The organism is Paenisporosarcina sp. P5_A11, assembly GCF_056400705.1.
Map to the genome: position 1 here is coordinate 57604 of NZ_JBFUKT010000003.1, position 19897 is coordinate 77500.

Sequence of the window (19897 nt, forward strand, 5' to 3'; positions counted from 1 at the left end):
ATGTTCGGTCGAATGAAAGAAGATATCGAAGTCGTTTTCGAGCAAGATCCCGCAGCAAGACGGGTGCTTGAAGTTGTGCTGACATATTCAGGTTTACATGCAGTGTGGTCACACCGCATCGCACATGCACTTTTTAAAAGAAAATTCTTTTTTCTTGCAAGAGTAGTGTCACAAGTGAGTCGTTTTTTTACTGGAATAGAAATTCATCCGGGTGCGAGAATTGGCCGTCGCTTCTTTATCGACCACGGAATGGGTGTGGTTATTGGTGAAACCTGTGAAATCGGTAATAATGTAACAATTTTCCAAGGAGTTACACTTGGAGGAACCGGGAAACAACGAGGAAAACGACATCCCACATTACATGATAATGTTTTAGTTGCGACGGGTGCAAAAGTGCTTGGGTCAATTACCATTGGTGAAAACAGTAAAGTCGGTGCGGGATCAGTTGTCTTGAAAGATGTTCCACCAAATTCTACGGTTGTAGGTATTCCTGGAACAGTCGTTGTGCAAGATGGAATCAAAGTGAAACGGGACTTGGATCACCAAGATTTGCCGGATCCAGTTGCAGATAAATGTAATATGCTAGAAGAAAAAATCGCCATTTTGCGAGAGCAAGTCGCGCACGTGAGTGAACAACTTGAAAAGGAGAGAAACGTCAGATGAGCATTCATATTTACAATACTTTAACACGTCAAAAAGAGCCCTTTGTACCACTAGAAGAGGGCAAGGTAAAGATGTATGTGTGTGGACCGACTGTTTATAACTACATCCATATTGGTAATTCACGTCCAGTAATCGTTTATGATACTGTCCGTCGATACTTAACGTACAGAGGATATGATGTCAATTTCGTTTCAAACTTTACAGATGTTGATGACAAAATCATCAATACGGCTAATGCACTAGGTGAAGAGGTTTCGGAATTAACGGAACGTTTTATTGCGGCTTACTTTGAAGACGTCAGTGCGCTTGGTTGCCAGAAAGCGGATGCACATCCACGTGTAACTGAACATATGGATGACATTGTTGATTTCATAAAAGTGCTAATCGAAAAAGGTTATGCCTATGAGTCGAAAGGTGACGTCTATTACAGAACGCGAAAGTTTGAAGGTTATGGTAAATTGTCTCATCAATCAGTGGACGATTTAAAAATTGGCGCAAGAATCGAGACGGGTGAAAAGAAAGAAGATGCTCTAGATTTCGCTTTATGGAAAGACGCTAAACCAGGTGAGATTTCGTGGGAAAGTCCTTGGGGTAAAGGACGACCTGGCTGGCATATAGAGTGTTCAGTTATGGCTCGTGAAATATTAGGGGATACCATAGACATACATGCTGGCGGTCAAGATTTAACCTTCCCGCATCATGAAAACGAAATTGCACAATCTGAAGCGTATACAGGTAAGCAGTTTGCTCGTTATTGGATGCATAATGGCTATATCAATATTGATAATGAAAAAATGTCGAAGTCTTTAGGGAACTTTGTATTAGTAAATGACATTCGTAAACATATTGACCCGCAAGTGTTGCGCTTCTTTATGTTGTCTGTTCATTACCGTCATCCAATCAATTTCTCTCAAGAACTTGTTGAAAATGCACAAAACGGCTTAGCGCGTATTCGTACTTCATATGCGAACTTAGCACACCGACTTGAAGCATCTCCTGAACTTGGGGACTACCAAGATATTTGGTTAAACAAAATCGAAGAGGTCCGTAGCCAATTTACAACAGCGATGGACGATGATTTTAATACAGCCAATGGAATTGCTGCATTATTTGAGCTAGCGAGTTTAGCAAATTTGTACTTGATTGAAAAACATACTGAAGCAAATGTCCTTACTGCGTTCATGAAAACATTAAAAGAACTTGCACTTGTTTTAGGTATTGAGGTAGAGGTGCAAGGTGAAGTACTAGATGAAGACATCGATGCTCTAATTGAAGCAAGAATCCAAGCACGTAAAGACAAAGACTTTGCTCGTGCTGATGCCATTCGTGATCAATTGAAAGACATGAATATTATTTTAGAAGACACGGCACAAGGCATACGTTGGAAACGCGGATGAATAAGGAATATTCACTTCGTTCAATCGATGTATTGCAATTAAATTCCCTCGCCCTTGCATATATGGGCGACGCTGTTCTTGAGCAAGCTGTACGTGAACATTTAATTCGTTCGGGTCGTGTAAGACCAAACACTTTGCATAAAGAAGCAACTAAATATGTATCAGCCAAAGCACAAGCGTTAGTTGTACGTGTGTTGTTGGCTGAAAAGTTTTTGACAGAAGAAGAGGAAGCTGTACTGAGAAGAGGACGTAATGCCAAATCTGGTAGCACTCCAAAAAATACAGACATTCAAACGTACAAATACAGCACGGCATTTGAAGCGGTCCTTGGCAGTTTATACTTGTTGGGTAACTTCAATCGAGTGCAAGAAATTATCGAAAAAGCCATAACTATTATAGAAGAACCGAAAGGAGAGACCCTATCATGACAGAACTAGACAATGAAATTTTATCTGGGAAAAATCCTGTACTAGAAGCACTTCGAGCTGGTCGCGAGATGAACAAGGTATGGATTGCAGAAGGTGTTAAAAAAGCGGGAATTACTGAAATAATGGAACTGGCAAAAGAAGCGGGAATAATTGTGCAGTTTGTACCGAAAAACAAGGTAGAACAATTAACGGACGGAGCCAATCACCAAGGAATTGCTGCATCAGTTGCTGCATACCGTTACGCAGAAATTGATGAGCTCTTTGAACTTGCAGCTTCACGAAATGAAGACCCATTCTTTTTGATATTAGATGAGTTAGAAGATCCGCATAACTTAGGGTCAATATTGCGAACAGCAGATGCTACCGGTGTGCACGGGGTTATTATTCCTAGACGTCGTGCAGTGGGATTAACGGGGGTTGTTGCAAAAACTTCAACAGGGGCTATTGAGCATATACCGGTAGCTCGTGTCGGGAATTTAGCACAAACCGTTGAAGATTTGAAAAAACGTGGCTTATGGATTGCTGGAACCGATGCAAAAGGATCTTCTGACTATCGGAGAATGGATGCCAAGTTACCAATTGCGATCATCATTGGTAGTGAAGGTAAGGGAATGAGCCGTTTACTAAAAGAAAAATGTGACTTCCTTTACCACATGCCAATGGTTGGTCAAGTAACATCATTAAACGCATCTGTTGCAGCTGCTATCTTGATGTATGAAGTGTTACGGAACCGTCAGCCGGTTAACTGATATGGACATTTTACTCGTCGATGGATACAACATGATCGGCGCATGGAAAGAGTTGCGTGCTTTAAAAGCGGACAAGCTCATAGATGCAAGAGACCGTCTCATTGAAATGATGGCGGAATATAAAGCATTTTCTGGATGGAGAGTTATTGTAGTCTTTGATGCACATCTTGTTCCTGGAATTGAAAAAAAGAAAAAACAATATGATGTTGAAGTAATATTCACCCGAGAAAATGAAACGGCGGATGAACGCATTGAAAAACTAACCATTCAGTTAATGACACGACGCGATCAAGTACATGTGGCTACGTCAGATTTAACTGAACAATGGGTCGTCTTTGCTCAAGGGGCTCTAAGGATATCTGCTCGTGAACTTGAAATCGAGATGGAATTAGTACAAGAAAATATTACTAAGAAAGTCAAAGCAATTCACGAGCAAAAACCTGGTTCAAAAATTCAACTTCCACATGAAGTGGCAGAAATTTTTGAAAAATGGCGCAGAGGGATGAAATGAGCCGTTGACGCTCGATTTCTACTTCCTGTATACTAGGGTCAAACTATGCGAAGTGACCGAGGTGATACTGTTGATGAAAAGTGACCATGTACACGTAATGCTTCACCAATTTGAAGACTTACTAGATGACGAGCTTGTGGCACTGGTCCACAACGGGGATACAGAAGCATTAGATTTTTTAATCACTAAGTACCGCTCTTTCGTACGAATGAAAGCAAGATCGTATTTCTTGATTGGAGCCGATAAAGAAGACATCATTCAAGAAGGTATGATTGGACTTTATAAATCGATTCGTGATTTTAGAGGAGACAAGCTTTCGTCATTTCGTGCATTTGCTGAGCTTTGTATCACGCGTCAGATTATTACTGCTATCAAAACAGCTACACGTCAAAAGCATATTCCATTGAATTCCTATGTATCTTTAGATAAGCCGATATTTGATGAAGAATCAGATCGGACTTTGATGGACGTAATCTCTGGTTCCGTCATTGATGATCCAGAAGAGTTAATGATACATCGTGAAGATTTTGATTATATGGAAGAAAAAATGGGCGAAATTTTGAGCGAATTGGAACGACAAGTACTAGCGTTGTATTTAGATGGACAGTCGTACCACGAAATTTCTGAGGAACTAAATCGCCATGTTAAATCAATAGATAACGCCTTGCAAAGAGTGAAGCGGAAGTTGGAACGTCATATTGAAATTGGTGGAGTTCACTAAAGTCATCGTTTTAGCAGTTGTTGACAGTCTAAACTGTAGGTGATAATCTTTAAAAAGACAAATGCTACCTAAAAGATAATAAAATGGTTAAAAATGCAAAGCGCAATAAGTTAAACGCTGTATGGATAAACATAGATATTTTTAATTCGGGGGTTTAAATAGAATGGCTAATATTAGCGGTTTTTTTGGTAATGTCGTCTCAGAAATGAGAAAAGTTAGTTGGCCAAAACGTAAAGAATTGACTCGCTATACAATCGTCGTTCTTTCAACAGTTGTTGTTATGGCTATATTTTTCGCGGTAATAGACTTTGGAATTTCAGAAGCAGTACGCTGGTTCCTTGCACTGTAATTTGATAACAGATTATACTTGTGAAAATAGCCCGTTATAAACAGAGAACGGGTTTTTTCATTTGTCTAAGAAATGGAGGGACGGACGAACAGTCCTGCTACTTATGGAAAAGAATTGGTATGTGGTTCACACGTATTCTGGATACGAAAACAAAGTAAAAGCAAATCTTGAAAAGCGTGTCGAAACAATGGGTATGTCAGATTTAATCTTCCGAGTTATCATCCCGGAAGAACAAGAAACAGATTTTAAAGATGGTAAAAAACGAGTGGTCATGCGTAAAACATTCCCTGGGTATGTTTTAGTGGAGCTTGTGATGACGGATGACTCTTGGTATGTTGTGCGTAACACTCCGGGTGTCACTGGATTTATTGGTTCATCAGGTGGTGGTGCGAAACCTACACCATTGTTAGACGAAGAAGTAGTATTCATCTTGAAACAAATGGGAATGACGGAACGTAGACTTGAAGCACAATATACAATTGGTGAAATGGTTGAAGTGCTTGAAGGGCCGTTTGCAAGCTTCCAAGGAAAAGTGGAAGAAATCGATGACGCGAAAGGCAAGTTGAAGGTTTCTGTTGACATGTTTGGACGCGAAACGAAAATGGAACTTGACTTCGATCAAGTCGTCAAAATATAGTTTTTCAAAACCTACTTGCTTAAGTTGTAGAAAAATGGTATTATTTCAAAGGTCAGACTGATTATGATATAGTCTGCAAAAATTTTAGCTTATGCTCAGCTAGTAGCTGACAGACAGATATTGAGTGGGAGGGGCAACCCTATTACCACATCACGGACTTAAGGAGGTGTGTCTCGTGGCTAAAAAAGTTGTTAAAGTCGTAAAATTACAAATTCCTGCTGGTAAAGCAAATCCAGCACCGCCGGTTGGTCCAGCATTGGGTCAAGCAGGTGTTAATATTATGGGATTCTGTAAAGAATTCAACGCACGTACGGCAGATCAAGCTGGACTAATTATCCCTGTTGAAATTTCTGTATTTGAAGACCGTTCATTTACATTCATTACAAAAACTCCACCTGCAGCAGTATTACTTAAAGTGGCGGCTGGAATTCAGTCAGGTTCTGGTGAACCAAACCGCAAAAAAGTTGCAACGGTGAAGCGTGATAAAGTTCGCGAAATCGCTGAACAAAAAATGCCAGACCTAAACGCAGCATCAGTTGAAGCAGCGATGTTGATGGTTGAAGGTACTGCGCGTAGCATGGGTATTGTCATCGAAGACTAATCCCTGCACTTGATGTTGCATTAGTTTTTGGAGGGTTGCGATTGTCTTCAAGACACGCAACCCTTATTCGTGGGAGGCTTAACCCGTTAAAACCACAATCAAGGAGGAATTTTCAAAATGGCTAAAAAAGGTAAAAAGTTACAAGATGCAGCTAAATTAGTAGACCGTACAAAAGTGTACGCTGCTACTGAAGCGATCGAACTTGCTAAAAAAACTAGCACAGTAAACTTTGACGCAACTGTTGAAGTGGCATTCAAATTAGGTATCGACACACGTAAAAATGACCAACAAATCCGTGGGGCAGTAGTACTTCCAAACGGAACTGGTAAAACTCAACGTGTTTTAGTTTTCGCAAAAGGCGAAAAAATTAAAGAAGCAGAAGCTGCTGGCGCTGACTATGTTGGCGATACAGAGTTCATCAACAAAATCCAACAAGGATGGTTTGACTTCGATGTAATCGTAGCTACTCCAGACATGATGGGTGAAGTTGGTAAATTAGGTCGTGTTTTAGGACCGAAAGGCTTAATGCCAAACCCTAAAACAGGAACTGTAACATTCGACGTAACTAAAGCAATCGAAGAAATCAAGGCTGGTAAAGTTGAGTACCGTGCTGACAAAGCTGGTATCATTCATGCACCAATCGGTAAAGTTTCTTTCGAAGATGATAAGTTAGTTGAAAACTTCTTGGCAGTATTTGATGTTGTTCTAAAAGCTAAGCCATCAGCAGCTAAAGGGACATACATGAAATCTGTTAACATCACAACAACTATGGGTCCATCTGTAAAAGTGGATTCTTCAAGTGTAAAAGTTAGCAAATAATATTGACAGTAAAGAGTCTATCTGTTATGATGATTTTTGTTGTAAATTAATTATTTGTACCGTAGACAGTAGGGGCGACTTGTCGCATAATGATCCTACCGAGGACATGCATTCAGATTCTTTTAAAGATGACGTTTCAGCCCCTGTCTATATTTATAGACCAGGGGCTTTTCTTTTGGCGGTATAAATGACTCATTCTATTAGGAGGTGTCCAGATGAGCAAAGCAATCGAAGCTAAAAAGGTTCGAGTTGAAGAAATTACTGAAAAGTTCAAAACAGCAGCTACAGTAGTAGTAGTTGATTACCGTGGCTTGACTGTAGGTCAAGTAACTGAACTTCGTAAGCAACTTCGTGAAGCAGGTGTTGAATTCAAAGTGTATAAAAACACAATGACTCGCCGTGCGATTGAAGTAGCTGGTCTTGAAGGCTTGAATGAAAGTCTTACAGGTCCAAACGCAATTGCGTTTTCAACAGAAGACGTAGTAGCGCCAGCGAAAATCATCAACGATTTCGCTAAAAAGAACGACAAGCTTGAAATCAAAGCTGGTGTTATCGAAGGTGCTATCGCATCTGCTGATGACATTAAAGCACTTGCAGAACTTCCTTCTCGCGAAGGTTTGTTGTCAATGCTACTCAGCGTTCTACAAGCTCCAATGCGCAACTTTGCACTTGTAACAAAAGCTGTTGCAGAACAAAAAGAAGAGCAAGGCGCGTAATTCGTTACACGGCTTAACTCTTAAACCTGGGGTATACCCCAACAAAAAAATATTCCTATTAGGAGGAACATATAATGAACAACACTCAAATCCTTGAAGCAATCAAAGGTATGACAGTTCTTGAATTAAACGACTTAGTAAAAGCAATCGAAGAAGAATTTGGCGTTACAGCTGCTGCACCAATGGCTATGGCTGCTGGTGGCGGTGCTGCTGCTGAAGAAGAAAAAACTGAATTTGATGTAATCCTATCTTCTGTAGGAGATCAAAAAATCAAAGTAATCAAAGCAGTTCGTGAAATCACTGGTTTAGGTCTTAAAGAAGCTAAAGAAGTTGTAGACAACGCTCCTAAAGCTCTTAAAGAAGGCGTTACTAAAGAAGAAGCAGAAGAAATCAAAACTAAACTTGCTGAAGTTGGCGCTTCTGTAGAAGTAAAATAATTTCTATTAATAGTTTTTGGAAAGCTCGTCAGTTATCGGCGGGCTTTTTCTTCATTTAATAAACAGGTTAGAGGGTGCCCGGAATGGCTGAACATTATTATTCGAAAAAACCTCAAACAGATAGCAAGCCTAAGTCATGGAGTTTTACGCTCCGTGATGAATTGTTTCAATTTGAAACTGATACAGGGGTTTTTAGTAAAAGCGAAGTAGATTTTGGCTCCCGTGTGTTAATTGATGCGTTTGTAATGCCAATAACTGAAGGCCCAGTATTAGATGTGGGTTGTGGGTATGGACCTATTGGGTTATCCGTCGCCAAAATTGATGAAAATCGTACAATTCACATGGTTGACATTAATGAACGTGCAGTCCAACTTTCACGCAAAAATGCGGAAGGTAACGGGGTACAAAATGTACGAATCTATGAAAGTGATGGATTAACCGAAGTTACCGAAACTGACTTTGCTGCAATTTTGACAAACCCGCCTATTCGTGCTGGAAAACAAACGATTTTTCGTTTTTATTTAGATGCCTATACGAAATTATGTGTGGGTGGAGAGTTGTGGGTTGTCATTCAGAAGAAACAAGGAGCTCCATCAACTTTCGATCGATTAGAAGAGATTTTCGGTCAAGTTGAAGTAGTCGATAAAGTAAGAGGTTACTGGATCATAAAGGCTGAGAAAGTCAAATGATTATTTGACTTGACAAAATCGCTATGATATTATAATAAAATGCAAAAATATTATTTTGCGGTCGTATGCCCTTTTGTATAAAGTTATTTTGTATGTGGGTATACTTACCATGAATAAATGTGTTTAACCGAAAATGAGCTCTTATAGAACTCGTTTTCTTTTTGTCTTTTCGACATCATACACTAAATATGGTGTTCCGAAAAGTCCTAATATTGCTTTATTGAGGGGTGAATGAGTTGGCAGGTCAACTAGTTCAGTATGGACAACACCGCGAGCGTAGAAGTTTTGCGCGTATTAAAGAGGTGCTAGAGCTTCCGAATTTAATAGAAATTCAAACAGCATCTTATGAATGGTTCCTGGAAGAAGGTTTGCGTGAAATGTTCCGAGACATTTCTCCAATTGCTGATTTCACAGGTAATCTTTCACTTGAATTCATCGATTATGCTTTAGGCGAGCCTAAGTATCCAGTCGATGAATCAAAAGAACGGGATGTAACTTATGCGGCACCACTTCGCGTAAAAGTACGTCTTCATAACAAAGAGTCAGATGAAGTAAAAGAGCAAGATGTCTTCATGGGTGATTTCCCACTGATGACAGAAACAGGTACATTCGTTATTAACGGTGCTGAGCGCGTAATCGTATCTCAGTTAGTTCGTTCACCAAGTGTTTACTTCCATGACAAGACAGATAAAAATGGTAAAAAAGGTTTTGGAGCAACAGTTATTCCAAACCGTGGTGCATGGTTAGAATATGAAATTGATGCGAAAGACGTAGTCTATTGTCGTATCGACCGCACACGTAAATTGCCAGTAACGGTTCTTTTACGTGCCCTTGGTTTCGGTTCTGATCAAGAAATTATCGATCTTATTGGCGATAATGAATATCTTCGTAATACGCTAGAAAAAGATAATACGGAAAGCACAGACAAAGCGTTGCTTGAAATTTATGAGCGTCTTCGTCCAGGCGAACCGCCAACAGTTGAAAGTGCGAAAAGTCTGTTGTATTCACGTTTCTTCGACCCAAAACGCTATGACTTAGCGAATGTAGGTCGTTACAAAATGAACAAAAAACTGCACATCAAAAACCGTTTGTTTAATCAAACAGTGGCTGAAACGCTTGTTGACCCAGAAACTGGTGAGATTTTAGCAGAACAAGGTGCATTGATTGACCGTCGTTTACTTGACCGTTTAATTCCACATCTAGAGAATGGAATCGGATTCCAAACAATTTCTCAAGTCGGTGGCGTATTAGAAGGCGATATCACGTTACAATCAATCAAAATTTATGCTCCAAACAATGAAGCGCAACAAGAAATCAATGTAATCAGCAATGCTTATATTGAAGATGCGATTAAAAACATCACACCAGCTGACATTATTTCTTCTATTAGTTATTTCTTCGGCCTGCTTTACAACGTTGGAAACACGGATGACATTGATCATCTAGGTAACCGTCGTTTACGTTCAGTAGGAGAATTGTTGCAAAATCAATTCCGTATCGGTCTTTCTCGTATGGAACGTGTTGTACGTGAGCGTATGTCTATCAATGACACACAATCAATCGTGCCACAACAATTGATTAATATCCGTCCGGTTATTGCTTCAATTAAAGAGTTCTTTGGTAGTTCTCAGTTGTCTCAATTCATGGATCAAACGAATCCGCTTGCTGAATTGACTCACAAACGTCGTCTATCGGCATTAGGGCCCGGTGGTTTAACGCGTGAACGTGCAGGGTTTGAAGTACGTGACGTTCATTACTCTCACTATGGTCGTATGTGTCCGATTGAAACGCCTGAGGGTCCGAACATTGGACTAATTAACTCACTTTCTAGTTTTGCGAAAGTGAACAAATTCGGTTTCATCGAAACACCTTATCGTCGAGTTGATCCTGAGTCAGGTTTAGTAACATCTCGTATCGATTATTTAACTGCTGATGAAGAAGACAACTATGTAGTAGCTCAAGCTAATGCACGTCTAAATGACGATGGACAATTTACTGATGAAGAAGTTGTTGGTCGTTTCCGTGGAGATAACACGGTATTCAAACGTAGTTCAATTGATTATATGGACGTTTCACCGAAACAAGTAGTTTCTGCAGCAACAGCGTGTATCCCGTTCTTAGAAAACGATGACTCCAACCGTGCCCTTATGGGTGCGAACATGCAACGTCAAGCAGTTCCATTATTAAACCCTGAAGCTCCTTTTGTAGGAACAGGTATGGAACATGTGAATGCGCGTGATTCTGGAGCTGCCGTAATTGCTAAATTCACTGGTATCGTTGAGCATGTAGAAGCGAGAGAAATTCGAGTTCGTCGTATTGAAGAAATCGATGGCAAAGAAGTTAAAGGCGATTTAACAAAATATAAATTACAAAAATTCATTCGTTCTAATCAAGGGACGAGTTATAACCAACGTCCAATCGTAAAAGTTGGCGATCGTGTAAATCCACTTGATATTCTTGCGGATGGACCATCGATGGAACGTGGAGAAATGGCACTTGGACGTAATGTACTAGTGGCGTTTATGACATGGGATGGTTATAACTATGAAGATGCTGTAATCATGAGTGAACGTCTTGTAAAAGACGATGTGTACACTTCTGTGCATATTGAAGAATATGAGTCGGAATCTCGTGATACGAAACTCGGACCTGAAGAAATCACACGTGATATTCCAAACGTAGGAGAAGAAGCGCTTCGTAACTTAGACGACCGTGGAATCATCCGAGTTGGTGCGGAAGTTCGCGATGGCGATATCTTAGTAGGTAAAGTAACACCTAAAGGGGTTACTGAGTTAACGGCTGAAGAACGATTATTACATGCAATCTTTGGTGAAAAAGCACGTGAAGTTCGTGATACATCTCTTCGTGTACCTCATGGTGCAGGCGGAATTATCTTAGACGTTAAAGTGTTCAATCGTGAAGATGGCGACGAGCTTCCACCTGGTGTGAATCAACTCGTTCGTGCATATATCGTTCAAAAACGTAAAATTTCTGTTGGAGATAAAATGGCTGGACGTCATGGTAACAAAGGTGTTATCTCGCGTATTCTTCCAGAAGAAGATATGCCATTCATGCCGGATGGTACTCCAGTAGATATCATGCTTAACCCTCTAGGCGTTCCATCTCGTATGAACATCGGTCAAGTATTAGAGCTACACTTAGGTATGGCTTCTCGTAAACTTGGCATTCATATGGCTTCACCAGTATTTGATGGTGCCAATGAAGCAGATGTTTGGGACACTATGGAAGAATCTGGTATGAACCGTGATGGTAAAACAACATTGTATGACGGACGCTCTGGTGAACCATTTGATAACCGTGTATCTGTCGGTGTTATGTATATGATTAAGTTAGCCCACATGGTTGATGATAAATTGCATGCACGTTCAACTGGACCTTACTCTCTTGTTACGCAACAACCGCTTGGTGGTAAAGCACAATTCGGTGGACAACGTTTCGGTGAGATGGAGGTTTGGGCACTTGAGGCATATGGTGCTGCTTATACACTTCAAGAAATCTTGACAGTGAAATCCGATGACGTAGTGGGTCGTGTGAAAACATACGAAGCTATTGTTAAAGGCGAGAGCGTACCACAACCAGGTGTACCAGAATCATTTAAAGTATTAATTAAAGAACTTCAAAGTTTAGGTATGGACGTTAAGATGTTAACTATCGACGACGAAGAAATTGAACTGCGTGATTTGGATGAAGAAGACGATCTTCACCCAACTGATGCACTAAATATCATGCCAACAACGGACGGAGTGCCGGTAGGTTCAGCCGAATAAAGGTTGACTGATACGGTTTATATATAAAACGTTTTGAGAAATAAGGGCAGGCCTTCATACCTGCCCGCATTTCCATTTTCATAAAAGTTATCCGCCTGAGCTAAGTGGATAAAGTCTTTAAAAGACCCAGACTAAGGGAGGTAGGCTCCTTGATAGACGTTAATAATTTTGAGTACATGAAGATTGGTTTAGCATCTCCTGACAAGATTCGTTCTTGGTCATATGGTGAAGTGAAGAAGCCTGAAACGATTAACTACCGCACACTAAAACCTGAAAAAGATGGTTTGTTCTGTGAACGTATTTTCGGTCCAACAAAAGACTGGGAATGTCATTGTGGTAAGTATAAGCGTGTTCGTTATAAAGGCGTTGTATGTGATCGTTGTGGCGTTGAAGTTACACGTTCAAAAGTACGTCGTGAGCGCATGGGTCACATTGAATTAGCGGCTCCTGTATCACATATTTGGTATTTCAAAGGAATTCCAAGTCGTATGGGACTTATTCTTGATATGTCTCCTCGTTCATTAGAAGAAGTAATTTACTTTGCTTCTTATGTAGTTGTAGATCCTGCAAATACACCGCTTGAACGCAAGCAACTATTGTCTGAGAAAGAATATCGTGCATACCGTGAAAAATATGGCAAGAAATTCTATGCTGCAATGGGTGCTGAAGCAATTAAGCGTCTTCTTCAAGATTTAGATCTTGAGAAAGAAACTGAAATGTTGAAAGAAGAACTTAAAACTGCAGCAGGTCAACGACGTACGCGTGCAATTAAACGATTAGAAGTTGTTGAATCATTCCGTAACTCTGGTAACAAACCTGATTGGATGATTTTAGATGTCCTTCCAGTAATACCGCCAGAAATACGTCCAATGGTGCAATTAGATGGCGGTCGTTTTGCTACATCTGATTTAAATGATTTGTATCGTCGTGTTATCAACCGTAATAACCGTTTAAAACGTTTACTTGATCTTGGCGCGCCAGGTATCATTGTTCAAAACGAAAAACGTATGTTACAAGAAGCTGTTGATGCATTGATTGATAATGGTCGTCGTGGCCGTCCAGTTACTGGACCGGGTAACCGTCCATTGAAATCACTTTCACATATGTTAAAAGGGAAACAAGGTCGTTTCCGTCAAAACTTACTAGGTAAACGTGTTGACTACTCTGGTCGTTCGGTTATCGTTGTAGGTCCAAACTTGAAAATGTATCAATGTGGACTTCCAAAAGAAATGGCAATTGAATTATTCAAACCATTTGTTATGAAAGAACTTGTTGAACGTGGCTTAGCTCACAACATTAAGAGTGCAAAACGTAAAATCGAACGTATGCATTCTGAAGTTTGGGATGTATTGGAAGACGTAATTAAGGAGCATCCGGTTTTATTAAACCGCGCACCTACTCTTCACCGATTAGGTATTCAAGCTTTCGAACCTACATTAGTAGAAGGCCGTGCGATTCGTCTTCACCCACTGGTATGTACAGCTTACAACGCTGACTTCGATGGTGACCAAATGGCAGTTCACGTTCCTTTATCAGCAGAAGCGCAAGCAGAAGCTCGTTTGCTAATGTTAGCTGCACAAAACATTTTGAATCCGAAAGATGGAAAACCAGTTGTTACACCATCTCAAGATATGGTTTTAGGTAACTATTACTTAACACTTGAGCGTAAAGGTGCAACAGGTGAAGGTTCTACATTCTACGGACCAAATGAAGTATTGCTTGCATACCAAAATGGACATGCACATTTGCATACACGTATTGCAATTGCAGCAGGTTCATTGAAAAACCAAACATTCTCTGAAGAACAAAACAAAATGTTGTTATTAACAACTGTAGGTAAAGTGATTTTCAATGAAATTTTACCTGAAACTTTCCCGTACATTAATGAACCTACGGATTTCAACCTTCAAGTTGAAACGCCGTCTAAATATTTTGTTCCTACAACGACAGATGTTCGCAAGCATATCGCCGAAGAGGAACTCGTATCACCGTTCAAGAAGAAAATTCTTGGAAACATCATTGCTGAAGTATTTAAACGTTTCCATATTACTGAAACGTCTAGAATGCTTGACCGTATGAAAAACCTTGGTTTCAAATACTCGACTAGAGCCGGTATTACAATCGGTATTTCCGATATCGTGGTACTACCAGACAAAGGTGAAGTATTAGAAGAAGCTCAAGATAAAGTAGATAAAGTTCTGAAGCAATTCCGTCGTGGTTTGATTACAGAAGAAGAACGTTATGATCGTGTTATTTCTTATTGGAGTGCAGCTAAAGATGTTATTCAAGAAAAACTAATGAAATCTTTAGATAATTTAAACCCAATCTTCATGATGAGTGACTCTGGAGCGCGTGGTAACGCATCCAACTTTACTCAACTTGCAGGTATGCGTGGTTTAATGGCCAATCCAGCCGGTCGTATTATCGAACTTCCTATCAAATCATCATTCCGTGAAGGTTTAACGGTTCTTGAATACTTCATCTCGACGCATGGTGCTCGTAAAGGTCTTGCGGATACAGCACTTAAAACAGCCGATTCAGGTTACCTAACACGTCGTTTAGTAGACGTTGCTCAAGACGTTATTGTTCGTGAAGATGAATGCGGAACGGACCGTGGCTTATTGATTGGCGCATTAATGGATGGCACAGAAGTAATTGAAGGCTTTGACGAGCGTATTGTTGGTCGTCATACACGTAAAACAATTTACCATCCAGAAACGAAAAAAGTTATTTTGGATAAAGATGGTTTAATTACAGAAGACGTAGCTCGCGTTATTTTAGATGCTGGAATTGAAGAACTTACAATTCGTTCGGCATTTACATGTAACACGAAACATGGCGTATGTAAAAAGTGTTACGGTACTAACTTAGCAACTGGAGAAGACGTTGAAGTTGGTGAAGCAGTTGGTATTATTGCTGCCCAATCAATCGGTGAACCAGGTACTCAGTTAACAATGCGTACGTTCCATACGGGCGGTGTTGCTGGAGACGATATTACTCAAGGTCTTCCACGTATCCAAGAGATTTTCGAATCTCGTAACCCTAAAGGTCAAGCGGTTATTTCTGAAATTACAGGGGTTATCTCTGCAATTGAAGAAATTCGTGAAGGTCAAAAAGAAATCACAGTTCAAGGTGACGTTGAAACACGTAAATATCTTTCTCCGTATAATGGTCGTTTGAAAGTTCAATTAGATGACCAAATTAAACGTGGTGAAGTATTAACAGAAGGTTCAATCGATCCAAAAGAATTGTTAAAAGTTAAAGATGTTTCTACAGTACAAGTTTACTTGCTAAAAGAAGTTCAAAAAGTATACCGTATGCAGGGTGTAGAAATTGGTGACAAACATATCGAAGTAATGGTTCGCCAAATGCTCCGCAAAGTGCGTGTAATCGAGGCTGGTGAAACTGAACTATTACCTGGTTCATTACTCGACATTCACCAATTTGCAGAAGCGAATAAAGATGCAGTGTTAAGCGGAAAAATTCCTGCAACATGTCGCCCAGTTATTCTCGGTATTACAAAAGCTTCACTTGAAACAGAATCGTTCTTATCAGCAGCGTCATTCCAAGAAACTACGCGTGTATTAACAGACGCGGCAATTAAAGGGAAACGTGATGAATTACTTGGCTTGAAAGAAAACGTTATTATTGGTAAACTCGTTCCAGCGGGTACTGGTATGCAACGTTACCGTCAAATCAAGATAGTTGATGTAAATAAAAATGAAACTGAAGTAGCAGTGAGCGCTGAATAAATTAATAACAATCCGGTGGGGTTAATACATAACCCCCCGGTATTTATTTCTAGCTTCACAGACCAGATCGAACATTCATTGTTCTAATGTCGGAGTCGGTCTAACTACTTTTCAACAAAAAACTGGTTGACAGATAAAATTATGAATGATACCATGTTTAAGGTTGATAGTTGAAGGTCTGGGTCTTTGGAGGATATGCAAAATGTCTTATGAAAAAGTTAATCAGGCGAAGAAAACCGTCATCGGTACTAAGCAAACAGTAAAAGCAATCCATGGTGGCCATGTAACAGAAATTTTAGTGGCTCGAGATGCAGACAGTCGAATCACCCAATCAGCTATTCAGACAGCACAAGAAAACGGTGTGAAGATTGACTATGTTGAGTCTAGAATAGAACTTGGTAAAGCCTGCGGACTTCAAGTAGGTGCAGCAGTTGTTGCAATTACTGTGTAACAGTTTTTGTGTATGAACACAAAAACTTTGTTTTTTACCCAAAAATGAACCACCTGGATGTGTGGTATTACAACGATCAGAAGAAGGGAGGAATAATCGATGCCTACAATTAACCAATTGGTACGTAAGCCTCGTAAATCCAAGACTGTAAAATCAAACTCACCTGCTTTGAATAAAGGGTATAACAGCTCTAAAAAAACGTTAACAAACGTTAATTCACCGCAAAAACGTGGGGTTTGTACACGTGTTGGTACAATGACACCAAGAAAGCCAAACTCAGCGCTTCGTAAATACGCGCGTGTACGTTTAACTAACCTATTAGAGGTTACTGCGTACATCCCGGGTGAAGGTCATAACCTTCAAGAACACAGTGTTGTTCTAATCCGTGGAGGACGAGTAAAAGATTTAGCGGGAGTACGTTACCATATCGTACGTGGTGCTCTTGATACAGCTGGTGTTACTGGCCGTATGCAAAGCCGTTCATTATACGGAACTAAACGCCCTAAAGTTAAAAAAAGCTAATAAAAGTTAACACAAAATAAAATTATAGATTTTTTCGAAAGGAGGAAAACACATGCCTCGTAAAGGTCCTGTTTCCAAACGTGACGTGTTACCAGATCCAATATACAATTCAAAATTAGTAACTCGTTTAGTCAACAAATTAATGGTGGATGGTAAAAGAGGTACTTCTCAAAAAATTCTTTATGGAGCTTTTGAACTTGTTCAAGAACGTTCAGGTAAAGATTCTTTAGAAGTATTTGAAGCTGCTCTTGCAAACATTATGCCAGTACTTGAAGTTAAAGCTCGCCGTGTTGGTGGTTCTAACTATCAGGTGCCAATCGAAGTTCGTCCAGAACGTCGTTCTACATTAGGTCTTCGCTACTTAGTGAACTATTCTCGTCTTCGTGGGGAGAAAACAATGGAAGAGCGTTTAGCTAATGAAATTCTTGACGCTTCTAACAACACAGGTGCTTCTGTGAAGAAACGTGAAGATATGCACAAAATGGCGGAAGCTAACAAAGCGTTTGCTCATTACCGCTGGTAGGATTTTTCATCCACTAATCATACTAATTTGAGATGGAAGGAGAAATACAAAATGGCTAGAGAATTCTCCTTAGAGAATACACGTAACATTGGTATCATGGCACATATTGATGCTGGTAAAACAACAACTACTGAGCGTATTCTTTATTACACAGGTCGTATCCACAAAATTGGTGAAACGCATGAAGGTGCATCACAAATGGACTGGATGGAGCAAGAGCAAGAGCGTGGAATCACGATCACTTCTGCTGCAACAACAGCTGCTTGGAAAGGCCACCGCGTAAACATTATCGATACACCAGGACACGTAGATTTCACTGTTGAAGTTGAACGTTCACTTCGTGTACTTGATGGTGCTGTAGCGGTTCTTGATGCACAGTCTGGTGTTGAACCACAAACTGAAACAGTATGGCGCCAAGCTACAACTTATGGCGTACCACGTATTGTTTTCGTAAACAAAATGGACAAAATCGGGGCTGACTTCCTATATTCTGTAGGAACAATCCACGATCGTTTACAAGCAAATGCACATCCGATTCAATTAGCAATTGGTGCTGAAGACGATTTTGAAGCTATTATCGACTTAGTCGAAATGAATGCAATTTATTATGGTAACGATGAAGGAACAGACATCCAAGTGAAAGAAATTCCTGAATCACATATCGAACTTGCAAACGAATGGCGTGAAAAGTTAGTTGAAGGAATTGCTGAACTTGATGAAGCACTAATGGAAAAATACCTTGGTGGCGAAGAAATCACGAAGGAAGAATTGAAAGCTGCTATCCGTAAAGGAACGCTAAATGTTGAATTCTTCCCTGTAGTTTGTGGTACTGCTTTCAAAAACAAAGGTGTTCAATTAATGCTTGATGCTGTAATCGACTATCTTCCAGCACCTACAGATGTACCGCCAATGATGGGTACTCTTCCGGATTCTGACGAAGAAGTTTTACGTAAACCAGACGATTCAGAGCCTTTCTCTGCATTAGCATTCAAAGTTATGACGGACCCTTACGTTGGTAAATTAACGTTCTTCCGCGTATACTCTGGTGTTCTTTCTTCAGGTTCTTACGTACAGAACTCAACTAAAGGTAAACGTGAACGCGTAGGTCGTATCCTACAAATGCACGCTAACTCTCGTGAAGAAATTGGTCAAGTTTACTCTGGTGACATTGCTGCAGCAGTTGGTCTTAAAGATACAACTACTGGAGACACATTGTGTGACGAGAAACATCTTGTTATCCTTGAGTCTATGGTATTCCCAGAACCAGTTATCTCGTTATCTGTAGAGCCGAAGTCAAAAGCTGACCAAGATAAAATGGGTCAAGCTTTACAAAAACTTCAAGAGGAAGATCCAACTTTCCGCGCTCATACTGACGTAGAAACTGGACAAGTTATCATCGCTGGTATGGGTGAACTTCACTTAGATATTATCGTTGATCGTATGCGTCGTGAATTCAAGGTTGAAGCTAACGTGGGCGCGCCACAAGTTTCTTACCGTGAAACATTCCGTGGATCAGCTTCAGTTGAAGGTAAGTTCGTTCGCCAATCTGGTGGTCGTGGTCAATTCGGACACGTTTGGATTGAATTCTCTCCAAACGAAGAAGGAAAAGGCTTTGAATTCGAAAACGGAATCGTCGGTGGTGTTGTACCACGTGAATACATCCCAGCTGTTGAAGCAGGTCTTCGTGACTCTTTAAACAATGGTGTAATTGCTGGTTACCCACTTATTGACATCAAGGCTCGTCTATTCGACGGATCTTACCATGATGTTGACTCGAATGAGATGGCGTTTAAAATTGCTGCTTCAATGGCACTTAAAAACGCAGTATCAAAATGTAGCCCAGTACTTCTAGAGCCTATCATGCGCGTAGAAGTAGTTATCCCTGAGGAATACCTTGGCGATATCATGGGTGACATTACATCACGTCGAGGACGTGTTGAAGGTATGGACGCTCGTGGAAACGCGCAAGTAGTACGTTCAATGGTTCCTCTTGCTCAAATGTTTGGTTACGCAACTTCATTGCGTTCTAACACGCAAGGTCGCGGTGTGTTCTCAATGCACTTTGATCACTATGAAGAAGTACCAAAATCAATTTCTGAAGAAATTATCAAAAAAAATAAAGGTTAATTATTGAAGTTTGATTT

Annotated in this window: 19 protein-coding genes and 1 other annotated feature; all 19 genes read left to right on the forward strand. The window is 40.2% G+C overall.

Annotation, left to right across the window (positions count from 1 at the left end; translation table 11 throughout):
- The 19 genes from cysE (at position 1) to fusA (ending at position 19880) form a co-directional block, all read left to right on the forward strand.
- Entirely contained in the window at positions 1 to 663 is a 663-nt protein-coding gene (cysE, locus tag AC1DOS_RS01960) for a serine O-acetyltransferase (RefSeq protein ID WP_477536217.1), read from the forward strand.
- Positions 660 to 2060, forward strand: a complete 1401-nt coding sequence (gene cysS / locus AC1DOS_RS01965) for a cysteine--tRNA ligase (RefSeq protein ID WP_477536218.1) — start codon at positions 660 to 662, stop codon at positions 2058 to 2060. The genes cysE and cysS overlap by 4 nt, the downstream gene beginning before the upstream one ends.
- Positions 2057 to 2488 (forward strand): Mini-ribonuclease 3, encoded by a 432-nt coding sequence (locus AC1DOS_RS01970; protein WP_108585982.1) that lies wholly within the window; start codon positions 2057 to 2059, stop codon positions 2486 to 2488. Before cysS ends, AC1DOS_RS01970 begins: the two co-directional genes overlap by 4 nt.
- Complete coding sequence (gene rlmB, locus AC1DOS_RS01975; RefSeq protein ID WP_108585983.1) at positions 2485 to 3237, forward strand: 23S rRNA (guanosine(2251)-2'-O)-methyltransferase RlmB; 753 nt, start codon at positions 2485 to 2487, stop codon at positions 3235 to 3237. Before AC1DOS_RS01970 ends, rlmB begins: the two co-directional genes overlap by 4 nt.
- Position 3238: 1 nt before the next feature.
- Entirely contained in the window at positions 3239 to 3748 is a 510-nt protein-coding gene (locus AC1DOS_RS01980; protein ID WP_477536219.1) for an NYN domain-containing protein, read from the forward strand.
- A 73-nt stretch (positions 3749 to 3821) separates the two neighbouring features.
- Positions 3822 to 4469: an RNA polymerase sporulation sigma factor SigH gene (sigH, locus tag AC1DOS_RS01985; protein WP_108585985.1), complete on the forward strand. Its 648-nt coding sequence runs from the start codon at positions 3822 to 3824 to the stop codon at positions 4467 to 4469.
- Between the two features lie 163 nt (positions 4470 to 4632).
- Complete coding sequence (secE, locus tag AC1DOS_RS01990) at positions 4633 to 4818, forward strand: preprotein translocase subunit SecE (protein WP_108585986.1); 186 nt, start codon at positions 4633 to 4635, stop codon at positions 4816 to 4818.
- A 103-nt stretch (positions 4819 to 4921) separates the two neighbouring features.
- Positions 4922 to 5455: a transcription termination/antitermination protein NusG gene (nusG, locus tag AC1DOS_RS01995; RefSeq protein ID WP_108585987.1), complete on the forward strand. Its 534-nt coding sequence runs from the start codon at positions 4922 to 4924 to the stop codon at positions 5453 to 5455.
- Between the two features lie 175 nt (positions 5456 to 5630).
- Entirely contained in the window at positions 5631 to 6056 is a 426-nt protein-coding gene (gene rplK, locus AC1DOS_RS02000) for a 50S ribosomal protein L11 (RefSeq protein WP_016429869.1), read from the forward strand.
- A 117-nt stretch (positions 6057 to 6173) separates the two neighbouring features.
- On the forward strand, positions 6174 to 6875 hold the full coding sequence (rplA, locus tag AC1DOS_RS02005; protein WP_108585989.1) for a 50S ribosomal protein L1: 702 nt from the start codon (positions 6174 to 6176) through the stop codon (positions 6873 to 6875).
- A 41-nt stretch (positions 6876 to 6916) separates the two neighbouring features.
- Positions 6917 to 7057, forward strand: a sequence feature (ribosomal protein L10 leader region).
- 33 nt (positions 7058 to 7090) lie between these two features.
- Positions 7091 to 7591, forward strand: a complete 501-nt coding sequence (gene rplJ / locus AC1DOS_RS02010; RefSeq protein WP_108585990.1) for a 50S ribosomal protein L10 — start codon at positions 7091 to 7093, stop codon at positions 7589 to 7591.
- A gap of 74 nt (positions 7592 to 7665) precedes the next feature.
- Positions 7666 to 8028: a 50S ribosomal protein L7/L12 gene (gene rplL / locus AC1DOS_RS02015; protein ID WP_477536220.1), complete on the forward strand. Its 363-nt coding sequence runs from the start codon at positions 7666 to 7668 to the stop codon at positions 8026 to 8028.
- 83 nt (positions 8029 to 8111) lie between these two features.
- Entirely contained in the window at positions 8112 to 8717 is a 606-nt protein-coding gene (locus tag AC1DOS_RS02020; protein ID WP_477536221.1) for a class I SAM-dependent methyltransferase, read from the forward strand.
- A 236-nt stretch (positions 8718 to 8953) separates the two neighbouring features.
- Positions 8954 to 12505 (forward strand): DNA-directed RNA polymerase subunit beta, encoded by a 3552-nt coding sequence (rpoB, locus tag AC1DOS_RS02025; protein ID WP_108585993.1) that lies wholly within the window; start codon positions 8954 to 8956, stop codon positions 12503 to 12505.
- Positions 12506 to 12654: 149 nt separating this feature from the next.
- Positions 12655 to 16257, forward strand: coding sequence for a DNA-directed RNA polymerase subunit beta' (gene rpoC / locus AC1DOS_RS02030; protein ID WP_108585994.1), 3603 nt, complete (start codon positions 12655 to 12657; stop codon positions 16255 to 16257).
- A 202-nt stretch (positions 16258 to 16459) separates the two neighbouring features.
- Positions 16460 to 16708 (forward strand): ribosomal L7Ae/L30e/S12e/Gadd45 family protein, encoded by a 249-nt coding sequence (locus AC1DOS_RS02035; protein ID WP_108585995.1) that lies wholly within the window; start codon positions 16460 to 16462, stop codon positions 16706 to 16708.
- A 99-nt stretch (positions 16709 to 16807) separates the two neighbouring features.
- Positions 16808 to 17230 carry a 30S ribosomal protein S12 gene (gene rpsL / locus AC1DOS_RS02040; protein WP_024536499.1) on the forward strand — a complete coding sequence of 141 codons (423 nt, stop codon included), beginning with the start codon at positions 16808 to 16810 and terminating at the stop codon, positions 17228 to 17230.
- Between the two features lie 52 nt (positions 17231 to 17282).
- Positions 17283 to 17753, forward strand: a complete 471-nt coding sequence (gene rpsG, locus AC1DOS_RS02045; RefSeq protein WP_108585996.1) for a 30S ribosomal protein S7 — start codon at positions 17283 to 17285, stop codon at positions 17751 to 17753.
- A 51-nt stretch (positions 17754 to 17804) separates the two neighbouring features.
- The gene (gene fusA / locus AC1DOS_RS02050) at positions 17805 to 19880 is read left to right on the forward strand and encodes an elongation factor G (RefSeq protein WP_108585997.1); all 2076 of its coding nucleotides are present in this window, start codon (positions 17805 to 17807) and stop codon (positions 19878 to 19880) included.
- Positions 19881 to 19897: the final 17 nt, after the last annotated feature.